This window comes from Corynebacterium aurimucosum ATCC 700975 (assembly GCF_000022905.1).
Classification (GTDB): Bacteria; Actinomycetota; Actinomycetes; order Mycobacteriales; family Mycobacteriaceae; genus Corynebacterium; species Corynebacterium aurimucosum_F.
Genome location: NC_012590.1, coordinates 856600 through 872508, shown reverse-complemented (window position 1 = coordinate 872508; position 15909 = coordinate 856600). Strand labels below are relative to the sequence as shown.

Below are 15909 nucleotides of genomic sequence, written 5' to 3'. Positions count from 1 at the left end.
CCATGAAAAGCCCGTGGGCTAAATGAAGGTGAATATCATTCAGCGGCGTCGACGGCGCGGGCGGAAACCACCTGGGCTTCCCGGCGTAGTCGATGGGCCACCAGACTCAGTGGAATCCTCCGGATCATCGAAGGACAGCTCCTCCATCGCCTCGACGGCGCGGCGCCCACCGCGACGTGCGGGACGGTAAGGTTCAGCGGAGCGCGCGGCTTCTCCAGATTGACCGTGCTGTCCTGCACGGCCGGAAGAGGCGGTGTGGGCAGAGCCAGTAATCCGCACGCCCTTCGGGGTCAGCGCCGCGCCCAGTGCGCGCAGCTCACCGCCAAGCTTTGACTCGAAGATGGGCCGCCCGTTCGCCTTCTCAACGACCAGCTTGTTCAAGCGCCCGGCGGCCACCAGCTCGTTGAGGCCTGCAAGCACTGCGGCTAGTACCTCGGTGCGCTCGATGCCCTCGGGCAAAGCGTTGAAGAACGTAGTCAACGTCTTCCCGCCCCGGGTCAGGTGGGCTACGGGCAGGCCATCCATGAGCACCACCAAGGCACCCGCGGCGCGGGTGGGGCGGGCCGCAGATTCGCCGGCGTCGGTAGTGGGCCAGGGCAGCGCCGCACCGTAGGGGTTGGCAGGGTCGGTCGCGGCCAGAACATACGTCTGCGGCTCGCGGGTTCCGGAGGGCCAGCCGGTGACGTCCGGCGAATCATCCACGCCGCGCAAGCGGTCGATGACCGCGGGCGTGGAGAACTGCGCCGCCCCCAAGCCCTCAATGACATAGCCGCGCATGGCCTTGCCGGATTCCTCAAAACCGGAGAGCACCTTATAAGCCAGGGCGAAACCACCCAGGACGTCCTCGGCCACCACAGAGCCACGGGTAAGCACACCGTAGCGGTCCAGCCAGGCCTCGCCGTGCGCGATGGAACGCGACGTCGCATCCGTGGCGGCGGCAACGGCCAGCGACCACCGCCCCACCACGTCGGGCGCGGTCGGCGCACTGGAGACATTGTGTGCTTGTGCAAAGGACGTGCGCCCCATGCGCAGACGCGAGCGCGATGGCCTGCGCCGCGCGCGATGCGCCGCACGCCCGGCGGGACCGCCTGCGGCCAGGTGGGCCCGGATAGGAGCGAAGGAATCGGGGCTGACCAGACCTGCCTCCACCAGACCCCAGAGGGCCTCGCGAACCTCTTCTGCGGTGCCGCTGAGCTGCGGTTGAATATCGGAGATAAGGTAGCTGCCGCCGCCCTGCAAGGCCTCGAGCAGCTGGGTCTGCAGCATGGACACGCCAGCCTCCTCCGCAGAAACCTGCGGGGCGAGCTGCGCGGCATAGTCCGCCGGCAACAGCATGATCCAGGGGTCGTTGGAGCCGGCCTTGCCTGCGCCCACGATGAGAACCTCGCCGCTGGCGGTGAGCTCATCGAGCATCGTCGGCGAATAATCCCCTACGCGCGCAGGCAAGATGAGACTCTCCCAGGCCGAAGCAGGCAGGCGCACCCCGGCCAGCTGCTCAATGACGGCGAAGACGCCGTCCACCCCGCGCAGCACGGGGCGCCGGCCTACTGCCGCCACCTGCTGCCAGTCCGGAAGGAAGCGCCCGAAGGCCGCGGGCGAGACCGGCTGTGTGGCCGCCCGCGCTGCCGCCAGCGAGCGCGAGCGGATGACCTTGAGCACCTCCGCCGCGCAGTACTCCTGCTCCTCCACGCCCTGCCGGTAGTGCCCAGCCAGGATGGAGTCCAGACCGTTCAGCGTCGAGTGCGCCACCGCGGCCGAGAGACCAAAAGCTTCTTGCACATCGCGCGCCACAAACGGCCCGCGCGTGCGCGCCCAGCGGCTGACTAACTGATCCAGGGCGTCGGTAATCGTGGCCTGCTGGGCGGGGATGCCGGGTGGAACGGGGATGCCCAGGCCGTCGCGAAGCAACGGTGCATCAAGCGCTTGCGCCACGTGCTCGCGGCCGTTGGTGCGCACCCGCATGATCCGCGCGCCAAGAGAATCGAGTGCGCTCAATGGCACCGTGGCGTGCGCGCCGAACTCCTCGACCGGGATGGGGCCCAGCACGCGCAGCAGGTCCGCGACCTCCTCGGTGGTCCGCGCCTGGCGTTCTACAGTGGTGCGCTGCAGCTGGGCGTGGACTTCAGCAATGACTTCAGCGGAGAGAAGCTCGCGCAGCTCCACCGTCCCCAGAAGCTTCGCCAACAACGCCGGGTCCAGCGCCAGGGCCGCCGCGCGCTTTTCCGCCAGGGGCGAATCCCCCTCGTACATGAACGCGCCGGTGTAGTTGAACAGCAGCGAGGACGCGAACGGCGAAGGCTGCTCCGTGGTGACCTCCGCGATGCGAATGCGACGGTGCGCCAGCTCCCGCATGACCTCCGTGAGCGCCGGCAGGTCGTAGACATCCTGCACGCACTCGCGCACGGCCTCCAGGATGATGGGGAAAGAGGGGTAGTTGCGGGCGACGTCGAGAAGCTGCTCCGCGCGCTGGCGCTGCTGCCACAAAGGCGCGCGCTTGCCCGGGTTGCGCCGCGGCAAAAGCAGCGCTCGCGCCGCGCACTCCCGGAAACGAGAAGCAAAGAGCGCGGAGTTTCCCACCTGTTCGGTGACGATGTCCGCGATCTCATCGGCGTCGAAAAGAAAGAGCGAAGCATCCGGGTCCTGCTCCCCCTGCGGCAGGCGCAGCACGATACCGTCATCGCCCGCCACGGCCTGCGCATCCATCCCGGTGCGCTCCGCCACGCGCTGACCCACCGCCAGCGCCCACGCCGCATTCACCGGCCTGCCAAACGGGGTGTGCAGCAGCACGCGCCAATCCCCCAGCTCATCCGTGAAGCGCTCCAGCAGAAGCGTCTTCTCATCCGGGATGAGCCCGGTGGCCTCGTTCTGCTCGTGCAGGTAGGCCGCGATATTGCGCCGCGCGTTCTCATCTGCGTCGCGCACCACGGAGGGGTCCGCGTGCGCCTCACGCCGGAATGCGCCCAGCGCCTTGCCCAGCTCATAGGGCCGCCCCGCGGAGTCACCGTTCCAGAAAGGCAAACGCCCCGTGTGCCCCGGCGCGGGAGTTACCAACACCTGGTCGCGCGTAATCTCCTCCACGCGCCAGCTCGTCGCGCCGAGCGTAAAGATATCCCCCACCCGGGTTTCATAGACCATTTCCTCATCGAGCTCGCCCACGCGGCGCGGCGCGGAACCGGCCTCACCAGTTCCCACCAGGAACACCCCAAACATGCCGCGGTCCGGGATGGTGCCGCCGTTGGTCACCGCCACGCGCTGCGCGCCGGGGCGCGGAGTCAGTACGCCCGTCACGCGGTCATAGACCACCCGCGGTTTCAGCTCCGCAAAATCCGTCGAGGGGTACACGCCACTGACCAGATCCAGCACGGAGTCGAAGACCTCGCGCGCCAGGTCCTTATAGGGCCAGGCGCGGCGCACGGTGTCATACCATTCGTCGGCCTCGAGCCCCTCGCTCGTGCCCGCGCTTGCCGACGCCACCACCGCCGCCACCGTCTGCTGTGCCAAGACATCCAACGGATTGCGCGGGGCGTGCATCTCCTCGATGAGACCCTCCTCCATGCGGGCGACGGTGAGAGCTGATTGCACGAGGTCCGCGCGGTGCTTGGGATAGAAGGAACCGCGAGAGACCGCACCGACCGAGTGCCCGGCGCGGCCCACGCGCTGCAGACCGGAGGCCACCGAGGGCGGGGACTCCACCTGCACCACCAGTTCCACCGCACCCATGTCGATGCCTAGCTCCAGGGAGCTCGTGGCCACCACGGCCTTGAGCGTGCCTTCTTTGAGCATGGTTTCCGTCAACGCTCGCTCGTCCTTGGATACCGAACCGTGGTGCGCACGAGCGATGACGGCAGGGGCCTTGCCGGCGACGTCCACTTGTTTCATCAGCTGGGCCGGATCGCGCCGGGTCGCTGGGCTCAAGGACTCTGGATCGTGTTCTTGGGCGTAGAGCTCGTTGAGCCGGCTGGTGAGCCGCTCGGCGGTGCGGCGTGAGTTGACGAAGACGAGGGTGGAGCGCTGCTCCATGATTTCGGCGTAAAGCTCTTCTTCGATGAAGGGCCAGATGGACTTCGCCGTGGGCAGGGCGGAGTCTCCTGCCCCGCCTTCTTCCTTGCGCTGCGCATGCACGCGCATCGCATCCTGGGGGCCTTCGGTGATGCCAAGGGGGTCGTCGACAGTCGCCTCCCCGATGGGCGAGCCCTGCTCCGGAGTGGGCAGGTCCGACATGTCCTCGACCGGCACGTGGACGTCGAGCTGCCATCGCTTCTTCGCCGGTGGCGCGATGATGTCCACGGGACGGTCGCTGCCCAAGAAGTTCGCGACAGCACTCAGCGGGCGCACCGTCGCCGAGAGTCCAATGCGCTGAAACTCCCCTGCGATGAGCCCAAGGCGCTCCAAAGTCAGCGCCAGGTGCACGCCGCGCTTGGTGCCGGCCAAGGCATGGATCTCATCGATGATGACGGTATCCACGGTCTTCAAAATCCCCGCCGCCTTGGAGGTGAGCATGAGGTAGGCCGATTCCGGCGTGGTGATGAGGATGTCCGGTGGCTTGCGCACCTGGCGGGCGCGCCCAGCCTGCGGGGTATCGCCTGAGCGCACGCCGACGGTAATATCCGGCACCTCCAGGCCCAACCGCTCAGCGGTCCGCGCAATGCCGTTGAGCGGGGCGCGCAGATTGTTCTCGACGTCCACGCCCAAGGCCTTGAGCGGTGAGATATACAGCACTCTCACGCCGTCATGAGCGCCCTCGCGGGAAGGTTCATTGCTCAGTGGCAGCGCAGTCTGGCCTTCGCGTTCCACCAAAGAATTCAGCGCCCACAGAAAGGCCGCGAGCGTCTTACCAGAGCCGGTCGGTGCCACAACCAGCGCATTCGCACCACCGGAAATCGCCTCCCATGCCTGCTCTTGGACGGGGGTGGGGGCGGCGAAAACGTCCTGGAACCACCCGGCCACCTGTGGGCGGAACTTCGCCAGAACGTTTTTAGACATGCCCTACTGTATCGCGCGCGCTAATCTGGTCACTATGACCGTTGAGATTTCTGATTCCCGTCTAACCAACTCCCTCGCCGATGGCTGCGGCGAAATACTCAAAGGCGTGCGCAACGGTGGCCTGCTGCGCGGCTTGGCGCTGGGTGATGCCGGCGATGAGGCCGCTCAGGAGTGGATCTCCCGCGTCCTTGAGCAGCACCGTCCCAAGGACGGCGTCCTGTCGGAAGAGGCTGCCGATGACTTAAGCCGTTTGAAGAAGGACCGCGTGTGGATCATTGACCCGCTCGACGGCACGAAGGAGTTTGCTACCGGCCGCCAGGACTGGGCCGTCCACATCGCTCTGGTCGAAAACGGCACCCCCATCCACGCGGCCGTCGGCATGCCGGACATGGGCGTGACCTTTAAGTCCTCCGACGTGCGCGCGGTAACCGGCCCGCTGTCAAAGAAGTTCGTGGTTTCCCGCAACCGTCCGCCGAAGGTGGCGGATTACGTCGCGGAGAAGATGAGCTTTGAGACCGTCGGCGTGGGCTCCGCAGGTGCGAAGGCGATCCACGTGCTCTTGGGCGACTATGACGGCTACATCCATGCCGGCGGCCAGTACGAGTGGGACCAAGCCGCCCCGGTGGGCGTGGCTTTGGCCGCGGGCCTGCACTGTTCACGCCTGGATGGCTCCCCCATCAAGTTCAATAACGAGGACACCTTCATCCCGGATCTTTTGATCTGCCGCCCGGAGCTGGCAGAGGAGATTCTGGAACACGCCGCCGCCTACGCGGAGGCCAACGGCGGGTACTAACCCCACGCGCGTGGCACGGGCGCAAGAGCGCTATCATGGCGACCATGATTGAGACTCCGTACGAGGACCTCCTGCGCCGCGTCCTGGAAGAAGGCGCTCCCAAAGGCGACCGCACTGGCACCGGCACCCTCTCCCTGTTCGGTGCCCAGCTTCGCTATAACCTGGCGGAGTCTTTTCCCCTGCTGACCACCAAGAAGGTCTACTTCCACGGCGTGATTGGTGAGCTGCTGTGGTTCCTGCGCGGTGACTCCAACGTGAAGTGGCTGCAGGAGAACAAGGTTCGCATCTGGAACGAGTGGGCCGATGAGGACGGTGAGCTAGGCCCCGTCTACGGCGTGCAATGGCGCTCGTGGCCCACACCGGATGGCCAGCACATCGACCAGATTCAGGTCGCGCTGGACACGCTCAAGAACAACCCGGATTCCCGCCGCAACTTGGTCTCCGCGTGGAACGTCTCTGAGTTGGACAAGATGGCGCTCATGCCCTGCCACTTGCTTTTCCAGCTTTATGTCGCCGACGGCAAGTTGTCCATGCAGGTTTACCAGCGCTCGGCGGACATGTTCCTCGGCGTTCCCTTCAACTTAGCCTCCTACGCGGCGCTGACTCACATGTTTGCGCAGCAAGCAGGTTTAGAGGTAGGCGAGCTCATCTGGACCGGCGGAGATTGCCACATCTACAACGACCACATCGAGCAGGTTAAGGAACAGCTCTCCCGTCAGCCCCGCGAGTACCCACAGCTCAAACTCCACAAGGCTGAGAGCCTCTTTGACTATGACTTCGATGATTTTGAGGTCATCGGCTACGACCCCCACCCCACCATCAAGGCGCAGGTGTCCGTTTAATGCTGGGCGCAATCTGGGCCCAGTCCCTCGACGGGGTCATTGGTGACGGCGTGGTCATGCCCTGGCACGTGCCGGAGGACCTCAAGCATTTCAAGGAAGTGACCATGGGCGCGCCCGTCATCATGGGCCGTAAGACGTGGGAATCCCTCACCCCCAAGTTCCGCCCACTTCCGGGCAGGGACAACATCGTGCTGTCCCGCCGCGAGCCCGGCGAGTGGTCTGCGGGCGCCACCGTGGTGGACAACCTCGACGCCGCACTTCACGCCACGCTTGACGACGCCTGGATCATCGGCGGCGGCCAGCTCTATAGCTCCGCCCTCGACCGCGTGGATACAATCGAGCTCACCCTCATGGGTGTACAAGTCGGCGATGCCTACGGCGCAGATGCCGTCCTGGCCCCGAGCGTTCCGGAGGAATTCAGCCTATCTGCCGATAGTGACTGGCTGACCTCCGAATCAGGCCACCTCACCATTCCCGGCCAGCCGCCCAGCGAGCTGCCGATGAAATACCGTTTCCTCACCTACGACAGAAAGGCTGCTGCTTAATGAGCACCAACGTTGCCACTCCCGAAACCACTGAGCACGTCACCATCTTCTTCGCCGATTGGTGCCCGTTCTGTGCCAAGCTGATCAAAAACCTGGACCGCACCGAAACCCCATACGAGCTCGTCAACGTCGAAGCGGATTCCCCCGACACCGCCGACATCAACGCCTGGATCGAGTCCGTCAACGACGGCAACCGCATCGTGCCCACCGTCCTCTACTCCGACGGCACCCACGCCACCAACCCTTCCGCCAGCGAGGTCCGCGCCAAGTACGCGGAGCTGGCCGGCGAATAAACGAAAGGCGACGCATTTAACGCCGCCCCACGCGGGGCTGCTAGTCTTACCTAGGTGCGCAACGCACCCCCGCCCCAGTAGCTCAGGGGATAGAGCACGGCTCTCCTAAAGCCGGTGTCGGAAGTTCGAATCTTCTCTGGGGCACGCTGTGAAGTCTCGAGACATCGTTCCGGTCGGTGTCTCGAGATTTTTTAGTTGCCCCGACTGGGGTTGAGTTCGTTGTCTTTCTAGTTGTAGTAGATCTTTTCTTCGGTGAGTGTGTAGGCGGCGATTTGTGCCCCAGTGATGGCTATTTTGACGTCGACGTGGTTGTCGATGCAGACCATGGTGATTGGTTCCCCGCCCCATCTGCGTCCGATGTAGAGGCGGCGTAGTTTGCCTCCCCATCGCAGGGTTGTCTTGCCGTTGGTGCCGATTTTGTCGGTACTTAGTCGGTAGTCGTGGTCTGGTTTGATGTCTACTTATCTGCATTCACCCCCATTAAGGGTGAATCTTCAGATCAAAACTTGAAATGTTTTATAAACAGTATTACCTAACTTAGGTAAGCCTTACCTTTCCTGCTGTTCATAAATCGAGGTTTACTATGACCCAACAGTCCTCTACGCCCGCACGGAGTGCAAGCTCATCCAGTGGGTCGACGGCACGTTTAAACACCAGAGATCTCATCAACGCTGGCATCTTTGCTGCACTTTACTTTGTAATCACCTTTGTAAGCGGAATGATTGGATTCGCAGGACCACAATTCATGTTTATTGGATGGTTCATCGCGGCAATCGCAAACGGAATCGTGCTAGCGCTTTATGCCGCCCGCACGCCCAAAATGGGTGCTTTCACCCTCGTCGGTGGTATTAACGGACTAGCATTCATGCTCACCGGACACTACTTCTGGACCCTGCTGGGAAGCATAATTCTAGGGTTTATCGCGGATTTGATTATTACAAAAAGCCACCTCAGTATTGCCAAATCCTTCCCTATTGCCTACAGCGTCTTCTGTGTCTGGATTTCTATGCCTTTTATCCCGCTAATTCTGGATACGGACTCCTACTACGTCGATATCGCAGACCAAATGGGTCAAGAATATGCCGATGCCATGTCGGATATCTTCCAGCCATGGACCATTGGAGTACTGGCCATTTGTGCGCTCATCGTCGGCTTTATCGGAGGAAAGGTCGGAGTTCGCGTCAGCCGCAAACACTTTGAAAGCGCTGGTCTCCTGTGAGCCTGCAAAAACAGGGCGTGCTTCATCGATCTTCGATCGATCCACGGACCGTGCTGCTTTCTGTTCTAGTAATCAATGCGGTAGCTCTCAGCCACGGCCACCTACCGACACTGCTGATTTCTATCGCTTTCAGCTCCATCGCACTAGCTACAGTAAAGCCACACTATGGTCTTATTTGCCTGTTCGCTTTTGCATTATCCTATCTAGGGTACTGGGGCCTATTACAGCTTCCTGGCTCCACATTTTTCGCTTTTTCAGCGGCAATTTTTTCGTGGCTAAGCCGTTTTGTCATCAGCATGTCCATCGGCACATTCGGCTTGCTCACTCTCACACCATCCACGTTGACCTCAGCACTGCGGGACCTGCGTTTACCAGGCTGGGCCACCATTCCACCGGCGGTATTCCTGCGCGTTTTGCCGATCATCGTGGCAGAAGCCAAAGCCATCCGCGATGCCATGGTCCTTCGGGGTCTCCAGCCTGGAGTAAAAAGCTGGATCACACAGCCCACACAATCGTCCGCGATGTTGATCATCCCCTTATTAGGTGCCGTCGTCCGCGCTGGTGATGAGCTCGCTGCCTCTGCTCTTGTCCGGGGATTGGGAGGACCCGCACGCCCAACCACCACCGCCGATCTTTCCTTCAAGCTTGTCGATGCAACTGCACTAGCTGGGTTGGGCCTCGTTGTTGCCTCTGTCTGGCTTCCCACGGAGGTCCACTTATGAACGAACGCAGTATCGCAACCAGTGTAGACGCCCACAACGTTTCTTTTACATATCCATTGGGAGCTCGGCCAGGTATTCAAGGTGTATCTGATGTGTCTTTTTCTGTCTCTCCAGGACAGTGTCTACTGATTACCGGTGATTCCGGATCGGGAAAGTCCACGGTACTCAAGTTGATCAACGGACTCATCCCCCATTTCAATCCAGGAGAGCTACTAGGCACCATCACTATTATAAAGGATGACCAGGCTTTTACCCCTGCGGAAGAACCGCTGTCCCGAGCCATCGAGTTCAGCGCCTCAGTATTCCAGAATCCAAGGACACAATTTTTCACTGAAAGCGTCAATGCAGAATTGGCCTTCGGGCTAGAAAACCTTGGTGTAGATCCCAAAGAAATTGAGTCGAGGATTCAATCAGCGGTCGAGCTACTAGGCATTAACGATCTTCGGGGCCGGCGATTCAAAGAATTATCCGGTGGGCAGTTACAAACCGTGGCATGCGCATGCGCGCTTGTGTCCCCGGGCAGTCTCGTGCTTCTCGATGAACCCACGTCCAATCTCTCTATGGAAAGCATCGATATTCTTGCACGCGTGCTACACCGCTTGAAGGAATTAGGCACAACGATCATTATCGCTGATCACCGTCTCTTTTTCTTAAAAGATATCGCTGACCAAGTTATTTACTTGACTCAGGGAAAAATAACGCGGAGTTTCCGCGCTCAGGAGTTTTATGCCTTAGACGAACCCGAACGCAAACAATTGGGGCTACGCAGCTTACACCATGTTCCCCTGCCCGCGAGCGTGCCGGTACCACCCACGCTCGAAAACGCCGATCCCCAGCGGAGCGGACTCGAGCTAAGCAACATCTGTTTTTCTTATGGCGCACATGAGGTATTAAACATTGACCACGCATTTTTCCCCAGCGGCGAAGTCACCGCCTTAATCGGGCCCAACGGCGCTGGAAAAACCACCCTCGCCAGGATCATTTGTGGTCTTGCTTCTCCCAAACGCGGCGGTAGTCTCCGTTTGAACAGCAAACGAGTAGGAGCGGCTGCCCGCAGACGTGCCGCGTACATGGTGATGCAAGATGTTGGCCGCCAATTATTCGCAGCCACCACCGAAGAAGAAGTCACGCTCGGACTGGCAAAGAAGAAGCGGGACCACATCGATGTCAATGAGATTCTCCATCGCCTCGATCTGGCAGGAATGGCCCAACGGCATCCGCAGTCTCTGTCCGGTGGGCAACGGCAACGCTTAGCCATAGCTTCAGCCCAAGCCGAGCAAGCAGCGATCTACATCTTCGATGAACCTACCTCTGGCGTGGGCTGGCGCCAACTGCAATCCATCTCTGCGCTACTTCGATCTCTTGCAGCAAGCGGAGCAGTGGTCATCGTCATCACCCATGACCACGAATTCATCCAAGAATCAGTCACCAGAATCATCGATATGACTGACATCAACAAGAATTGAGAAAGAAATGTCTGAACTAAAACAAAGTTCCACAGAATCAAGCGGAACCCACGCACCAGAATCACACGGTGCGTCACCGGAAGAAGAGGCTCGCGCAAAACTAAAAGCCGGCCAGGTCGCTCTAAAAAAACTACTGGCCCCAGTGCAAACAACCATCTACTTCGCACAGTTTCTCGCGCTTATATCCTCGGTACTCGCCGTAGCACCCTACGTCGCGTTGGTGGCACTGGGAAATGCTCTAATCGACGGCAATACTGATGACGTCGCGTCCATTGTGAAATGGCTACTTGCTGCATTTTTGGGCCAGCTATTCTTCTATTTCCTTGCCCTTGCAATCACCCACTTCGCTGATGCAAAGTTGGTGGGGATTAACCGGCGCCGAATTATTACCGCTATTGCGAAAGCACCACTCTCGTGGTTTAGCCAGACTAATTCCGGCAAAGTCCGCAAAGCCGTCGAGGACGATACGTTAACTCTGCACACCCTGACAGCCCATGCTCCTGTAGAGAAGGTCGCCGCGATCTTTACGCCCCTCGCGCTTCTGGTTTATGCCTTTATCTTGGATTGGCGCCTTGGTCTACTTTCTATTGCCACTGTGCCCATTTTCCTAGCAATCCAAGCATATTCAATGAAAGATATGGGCACAAAAACTGCGGAAATGGATAATTATCTGGGTGAGGTCTCTGCGACTGCGGTGGAGTTCTCCGAAGGTATTTCCGTCGTCAAGGCTTTCGGCACCGTTGGCAAAGCCCACGCTCGATATCGCGAAGCTGCCCAAAAATTCGCGGAATTCTATTACGAGTGGGTACGTCCGCTTCTGCGTGTTTCCGCAATCTCAGAGTCTGTGGTGGCGGTTCCTGTCCTCATCCTTATCAATCTAGGAGTCGGTTCCCTGCTGATAGCTGGTGGCTATGTCACGGTCGCTGAAGTCATCGCAACAACGTTAATTGCGCTGGTGCTCCCGGGCACGATTCAAACCGTCGGCCAAATGATGTGGTCTTACCAGCTCGCTGGCAATGCGGCGTTGCGCCTTGATGAAGTCATGACAATTTCCCATGTGAAAGAAGGCCAAAAGAGCCTCGACGCCAATAGTCAAGACATGGAGGTGGAGTTCCATAAGGTCAGCTTTAGCTACGCCCCAGACACACCAGTCCTCCAAGACTTTTCTGCGCAACTAAATGCAGGCACTGTCACGGCATTGATTGGCCCCTCCGGGTCTGGCAAATCCACAGCAGCAACGATGTTGGCGCGTTTCCAGGATCCAGATTCGGGCACAATCACTATCAACAACGTGGATATCCGTGATCTCACTTTCGACAGTTTGTACCGCACTGTGGCTTTCGTCTTACAAGATCCTCACTTACTGCGTATGAGTATTCGGGAAAACATTCGCCTTGCACGCCCAGAAGCCCGCGATGAAGAGATCTGGCAAGCCGCAGAGGCTGCGCACATAGCTGCTGATATTCGCGCTTTACCGGCTGGGCTCGACACCGTTGTTGGTGAGGACACCTCTTTATCCGGTGGACAACAGCAACGCATTTCTATTGCCCGGGCAATCATTACCAATGCCCCAATCTTGATCCTGGATGAAGCTACTGCGGCAACTGATCCTGACTGCGAAGCAGAAATTCAAGCAGCTCTAGCCACACTCGTCAGAGGCAAGACCGTCTTAGTCATCGCCCACAAGCCGGAGTCCATCCAAGGAGCAGACCAAATAATCTGCCTCAAGCCTATGAAGGATAATTCTCATGTCTAATGCCACTACGCCTGTTAGTTCGCGTCTTCGTGATCCGCTACTCACTCGCAGTGTCAAAAAGCTGCAAAGTCCTGTAGGCCATAAGCTCAATAAAAGGTATGCTTGTCTATCGCTTATCGTTGGCGTGCTTGATGGCCTCGCCGTTCTCACGCTCGTGCCACTTACAAAGGCACTCGATGGGGATACGACGATCGCACCATGGATGTGGACGCTTTTGGCAATTGCGCTCGTAGCTTTTGCGCTACGATTTTTCGCAACCATGGCCTCTTACCACACGGCCTTGGATTTCATCCGAGCCGCGCACACGACTGTGGGCGATAAATTAGCAACGCTACCGCTCGGCTGGTTCGTACCGGCTAATACCGGCGGCCTATCTCGCCTCGTTTCAGATCGCTTTATGGTGGCGGCCGAGACCATTGCGCATATTCAAGGAACGATATACCGCGATAGCGCGGCACTTGTCACCTTGTTAGTAGGAGCGTGTTTCTGGAACCCGAAGCTGGGCTTGGTCCTTCTTATCATCGCACCATTGGCGCTCGTGGTGATGCAGTTGGCTGCATGGATTCGTGAGAAAGCATCGAACCGCGCACTGGGGCCGAGTAAAGAGCTCTCCCAGCGCATCGTAGAATTTGCTAACCGTCAACCAGCCCTGCGCGCGGCAGGACAATCACAAGTTTTTGCGCCACTAGAGCAAGCGCTAGAAATCGACCATAAAGCACGAATACGCGAGCTATGGGTATCCACATTAGCTTTGCTACTCAACGGCATAGTAGTGCAGATCTTCATTGTGGCTCTCATTATGGTCTCCGCGGATCTTGCCGTTGAAGGCGCCCTATCGCCACTAGAAACAATTGCGATCATCGGAATCAGCTTGAGGTTTACCCGCACGCTTGAGCAGCTGGGTTCTTCTTTCGTCGGTTTAGATGCCGGCCGTATCGCGCTCACAGAAACTGAGCTCATCACCGATGCCCCTTCCCTACCGGAACCCACTACTCCGCGCCCAGGCGATGGTTCGGGAAGTGTAGAGCTGCGTAATGTCACGTTTGGATACGGCGATAAACCAGTATTGGTAGATATCGCTTTCCATGCTCGACCAGGCACCGTTACCGCCATTGTCGGTCCTTCTGGCTCCGGAAAGACCACAATTGCGCGCCTTATTTCGCGATTCTGGGATGTAGATTCCGGGGCGGTGATGGTTGACGGCGTAGATATCCGCGAGCTTGGAACCGAACAGTTAATGTCCAGACTGTCCATGGTTTTTCAGGATGTCTACCTCTTCGACGACTCGTTAATCGCTAATATCCGCGTTGGTCGTCCCGACGCCTCCGATGAGGAAGTCTTCCGCGCAGCTGATCTTTCAGGCGTGACTTCTATTGCCAACCGCCTAGGGTGGCATACTCCTGTTGGTGAAGGCGGTCGGCTTCTATCCGGTGGTGAACGCCAGCGCGTATCTGTAGCTCGCGCGCTTCTCAAGCAAGCGCCGATTGTACTCTTTGATGAGGCTACCTCCGCGCTCGATGCAGAAAATGAGGCAAACATTCTTGCTGCGATGGACGAGCTACGGGAGCAATCTACTTTTATTGTCATCGCCCATAAGCTGGATACAATCAAATCTGCTGATCAAATCGTAGTCTTGGATGAACACGGGCAAGTCAGCCAGCTGGGCACGCATTCTGAGCTTTCCGATGTCCCCGGTATCTACCGTCACTTCTGGCAGCAACGCAAAGCAGCACGCGGGTGGAAAATCAGTTCGGGACGCGATTAACGCGGGCACCGAGATCGGCGTTGTTTGCGGGGGCACCCTTCTCCCCCCGCAGCACGGAGCACCCTAAGTGCACCGACAAAGCTCAGAGCGAAGAATGCGGTAGCGGCTACGAGCGACCACTGCGCGGCGTTGGCCATGCCTTCTCTTAAGGCCTACACCACTGCCCCAGGCGCACGGTGGTTTGCGTTGCGGAGGCTTGCCCGGAGTCATCGACGGGAGTATCCCGCAGCATCGTGCCAGTCAGCTGCGCGGAGGCGAACCCCAGGCCCAAGCCGTACAGGGTCAGCGGCGCGGCGATGATCCAACCATTCGTATCCGGCCCCATAAGCAGGACGAGGATAAGGACGCCGACGGCTTCCAAGCCGAGCCCAATGAGCACGGTGCCAGGCGCCCCGTACCGTGCCGCGACGTGGGGGCTGCTGCAACGGAGAAGAATGCACCGATTGCCATGGCTGCCAGCACCAGGCCAGACAACATCGTGCAGAGGTCCAACGTATTAATCAGGTACAGCGGCAACACGAAGATGATGGCAAACTCGCCGATTGCTACCGCACCAGCGGTGATATTGCCCCACGAGAACGTGGAATAAGAAAACAATTCAAGATACAACAGCGCCGAGCGGTGACCCCGCTCGCGGTGCTTTTCCAACCTGATTAACAGCGCGAAGCCCACGGCCGAAATCGTGCGCCCTAGCGGAACCGGTGAAATAGCCGCGTTTTCGAACCAGGTCCAGCCAAAGAAGCTGAATGAGGATTGGGGCTCCCACCAGCCTAGGTCGGGCCCTCGATAATCGCGAATACCAGGACACCCATTCCGTCAGTGCACCACCGGCAAGCGGTCCGACCGCTGCCGCACCGGAAATCACCGCGCCCCACACACCAAAGGCTGCTGCGCGGTATTTGCCGCGGAATACGGTTTACCCGTGGAAAGCGTGGAAGGCATGATGAACGCAGCACCGATTGCCTGTACTGCGCGCGCGGAGATCCACGTGGCGGCCGAGGTAGGAAATCCCGCCAATACGCTGCCTGCCACGAATATTGTCAGGCCGGTGAGGAAGGCTCGCTTGCGTCCCCAGGTATCCGCAATCTTGCCCCGTCGCAGAGCAGCTCCGCCAGTAGCACCGCATAGAGGCTGTTGACCCACTGCGCCTGCGTCAGGTTGAGCTGCAGGTCAGTGATGTTCGAGGGCAATGCCACGCCGACGATAGTGCATCTAGGACAATGACGCCCAGTCCAACGGAAAGAACCGCCAGGCTCATCCAATCGCGGCGAGTAGGCGCCGTGACGTTTTCTTGAGCGTTCTTGAGCGCTGCGCTCGCTCATAGTTAGGCGTTCACCGAAGCATTGGCGCTGCCTGCATCTGGTTCCTTGATGGCCCAGCCCAAATTCACGAGAAAGACCGTCAGCCCCACCGTGATAAAGATGTGGCTCAAACCGGCAATGCTAGAAATCTCGTTGGATTCCTTGCCCAGCACCGTCAAAATGCCGTGTGAAATTTGCATTCCAACGGTAGGGCCTGACCCCCG

General features: G+C 59.4%; 14 protein-coding genes, 1 tRNA gene and 1 pseudogene. 10 read left to right on the top strand and 6 right to left on the bottom strand.

The window, feature by feature from the left end; translation table 11 throughout:
* Positions 1-39: 39 nt before the first annotated feature.
* A complete protein-coding gene (locus CAURI_RS04205) occupies positions 40-4983 on the bottom strand; it encodes an Lhr family ATP-dependent helicase (RefSeq protein WP_012714933.1) in 4944 nt (1647 codons plus the stop codon).
* 34 nt (positions 4984-5017) lie between these two features.
* Between CAURI_RS04205 and CAURI_RS04200 the strand changes: the two genes are divergently transcribed.
* The 5 genes from CAURI_RS04200 (at position 5018) to CAURI_RS04180 (ending at position 7600) form a co-directional block, all read left to right on the top strand.
* Entirely contained in the window at positions 5018-5776 is a 759-nt protein-coding gene (locus CAURI_RS04200) for a 3'(2'),5'-bisphosphate nucleotidase CysQ (protein ID WP_012714932.1), read from the top strand.
* A gap of 35 nt (positions 5777-5811) precedes the next feature.
* Positions 5812-6618, top strand: a complete 807-nt coding sequence (locus CAURI_RS04195) for a thymidylate synthase (RefSeq protein WP_010187679.1) — start codon at positions 5812-5814, stop codon at positions 6616-6618.
* Complete coding sequence (locus CAURI_RS04190; protein ID WP_010187686.1) at positions 6618-7163, top strand: dihydrofolate reductase; 546 nt, start codon at positions 6618-6620, stop codon at positions 7161-7163. The genes CAURI_RS04195 and CAURI_RS04190 overlap by 1 nt, the downstream gene beginning before the upstream one ends.
* Positions 7163-7456, top strand: a complete 294-nt coding sequence (locus tag CAURI_RS04185; RefSeq protein ID WP_010187687.1) for a mycoredoxin — start codon at positions 7163-7165, stop codon at positions 7454-7456. The genes CAURI_RS04190 and CAURI_RS04185 overlap by 1 nt, the downstream gene beginning before the upstream one ends.
* A gap of 71 nt (positions 7457-7527) precedes the next feature.
* A tRNA-Arg gene (locus CAURI_RS04180) sits at positions 7528-7600 on the top strand.
* A gap of 21 nt (positions 7601-7621) precedes the next feature.
* Here the strand turns inward: CAURI_RS04180 and CAURI_RS13570 are convergent.
* Positions 7622-7899: pseudogene (locus tag CAURI_RS13570) on the bottom strand (IS481 family transposase); the annotation flags it as partial.
* 140 nt (positions 7900-8039) lie between these two features.
* Here CAURI_RS13570 and CAURI_RS04170 point away from each other — a divergent pair.
* From CAURI_RS04170 to CAURI_RS04150, 5 genes are read left to right on the top strand one after another with little or no spacing between them, the layout of a single operon-like run.
* Entirely contained in the window at positions 8040-8675 is a 636-nt protein-coding gene (locus CAURI_RS04170; protein ID WP_012714931.1) for an MptD family putative ECF transporter S component, read from the top strand.
* Positions 8672-9397 (top strand): energy-coupling factor transporter transmembrane component T family protein, encoded by a 726-nt coding sequence (locus CAURI_RS04165; RefSeq protein ID WP_010187692.1) that lies wholly within the window; start codon positions 8672-8674, stop codon positions 9395-9397. Before CAURI_RS04170 ends, CAURI_RS04165 begins: the two co-directional genes overlap by 4 nt.
* Positions 9394-10863 (top strand): ABC transporter ATP-binding protein, encoded by a 1470-nt coding sequence (locus tag CAURI_RS04160; RefSeq protein WP_012714930.1) that lies wholly within the window; start codon positions 9394-9396, stop codon positions 10861-10863. Before CAURI_RS04165 ends, CAURI_RS04160 begins: the two co-directional genes overlap by 4 nt.
* A gap of 7 nt (positions 10864-10870) precedes the next feature.
* The gene (locus tag CAURI_RS04155) at positions 10871-12619 is read left to right on the top strand and encodes an ABC transporter ATP-binding protein (protein ID WP_012714929.1); all 1749 of its coding nucleotides are present in this window, start codon (positions 10871-10873) and stop codon (positions 12617-12619) included.
* Entirely contained in the window at positions 12612-14384 is a 1773-nt protein-coding gene (locus tag CAURI_RS04150) for an ABC transporter ATP-binding protein (RefSeq protein ID WP_029158873.1), read from the top strand. The genes CAURI_RS04155 and CAURI_RS04150 overlap by 8 nt, the downstream gene beginning before the upstream one ends.
* Before the next feature lie 145 nt (positions 14385-14529).
* Here the strand turns inward: CAURI_RS04150 and CAURI_RS14015 are convergent, their stop codons facing one another.
* The 4 genes from CAURI_RS14015 to CAURI_RS04135 form a co-directional block, all read right to left on the bottom strand.
* Positions 14530-14763: a hypothetical protein gene (locus tag CAURI_RS14015; protein ID WP_010187700.1), complete on the bottom strand. Its 234-nt coding sequence runs from the start codon at positions 14761-14763 to the stop codon at positions 14530-14532.
* A 482-nt stretch (positions 14764-15245) separates the two neighbouring features.
* On the bottom strand, positions 15246-15428 hold the full coding sequence (locus tag CAURI_RS14100; protein ID WP_241760821.1) for a hypothetical protein: 183 nt from the start codon (positions 15426-15428) through the stop codon (positions 15246-15248).
* Positions 15425-15580: a hypothetical protein gene (locus CAURI_RS14095; RefSeq protein ID WP_236660880.1), complete on the bottom strand. Its 156-nt coding sequence runs from the start codon at positions 15578-15580 to the stop codon at positions 15425-15427. The genes CAURI_RS14100 and CAURI_RS14095 overlap by 4 nt, the downstream gene beginning before the upstream one ends.
* Positions 15581-15708: 128 nt before the next feature.
* Positions 15709-15885: a DUF2871 family protein gene (locus CAURI_RS04135; protein WP_012714927.1), complete on the bottom strand. Its 177-nt coding sequence runs from the start codon at positions 15883-15885 to the stop codon at positions 15709-15711.
* Between the last annotated feature and the right edge of the window lie 24 nt (positions 15886-15909).

Bases quoted from the DNA above. Each gene is read 5' to 3' on its own strand.
- CAURI_RS04150 (WP_029158873.1), top strand. From the start codon at position 12,612: ATGTCTAATGCCACTACGCCTGTTAGTTCGCGTCTTCGTGATCCGCTA.
- CAURI_RS04190 (WP_010187686.1), top strand. From the start codon at position 6,618: ATGCTGGGCGCAATCTGGGCCCAGTCCCTCGACGGGGTCATTGGTGAC.
- CAURI_RS04170 (WP_012714931.1), top strand. From the start codon at position 8,040: ATGACCCAACAGTCCTCTACGCCCGCACGGAGTGCAAGCTCATCCAGT.
- CAURI_RS04205 (WP_012714933.1), bottom strand. From the start codon at position 4,983: ATGTCTAAAAACGTTCTGGCGAAGTTCCGCCCACAGGTGGCCGGGTGG.
- CAURI_RS04200 (WP_012714932.1), top strand. From the start codon at position 5,018: ATGACCGTTGAGATTTCTGATTCCCGTCTAACCAACTCCCTCGCCGAT.
- CAURI_RS04185 (WP_010187687.1), top strand. From the start codon at position 7,163: ATGAGCACCAACGTTGCCACTCCCGAAACCACTGAGCACGTCACCATC.
- CAURI_RS04155 (WP_012714929.1), top strand. From the start codon at position 10,871: ATGTCTGAACTAAAACAAAGTTCCACAGAATCAAGCGGAACCCACGCA.
- CAURI_RS04135 (WP_012714927.1), bottom strand. From the start codon at position 15,885: ATGCAAATTTCACACGGCATTTTGACGGTGCTGGGCAAGGAATCCAAC.
- CAURI_RS04160 (WP_012714930.1), top strand. From the start codon at position 9,394: ATGAACGAACGCAGTATCGCAACCAGTGTAGACGCCCACAACGTTTCT.
- CAURI_RS04195 (WP_010187679.1), top strand. From the start codon at position 5,812: ATGGCGACCATGATTGAGACTCCGTACGAGGACCTCCTGCGCCGCGTC.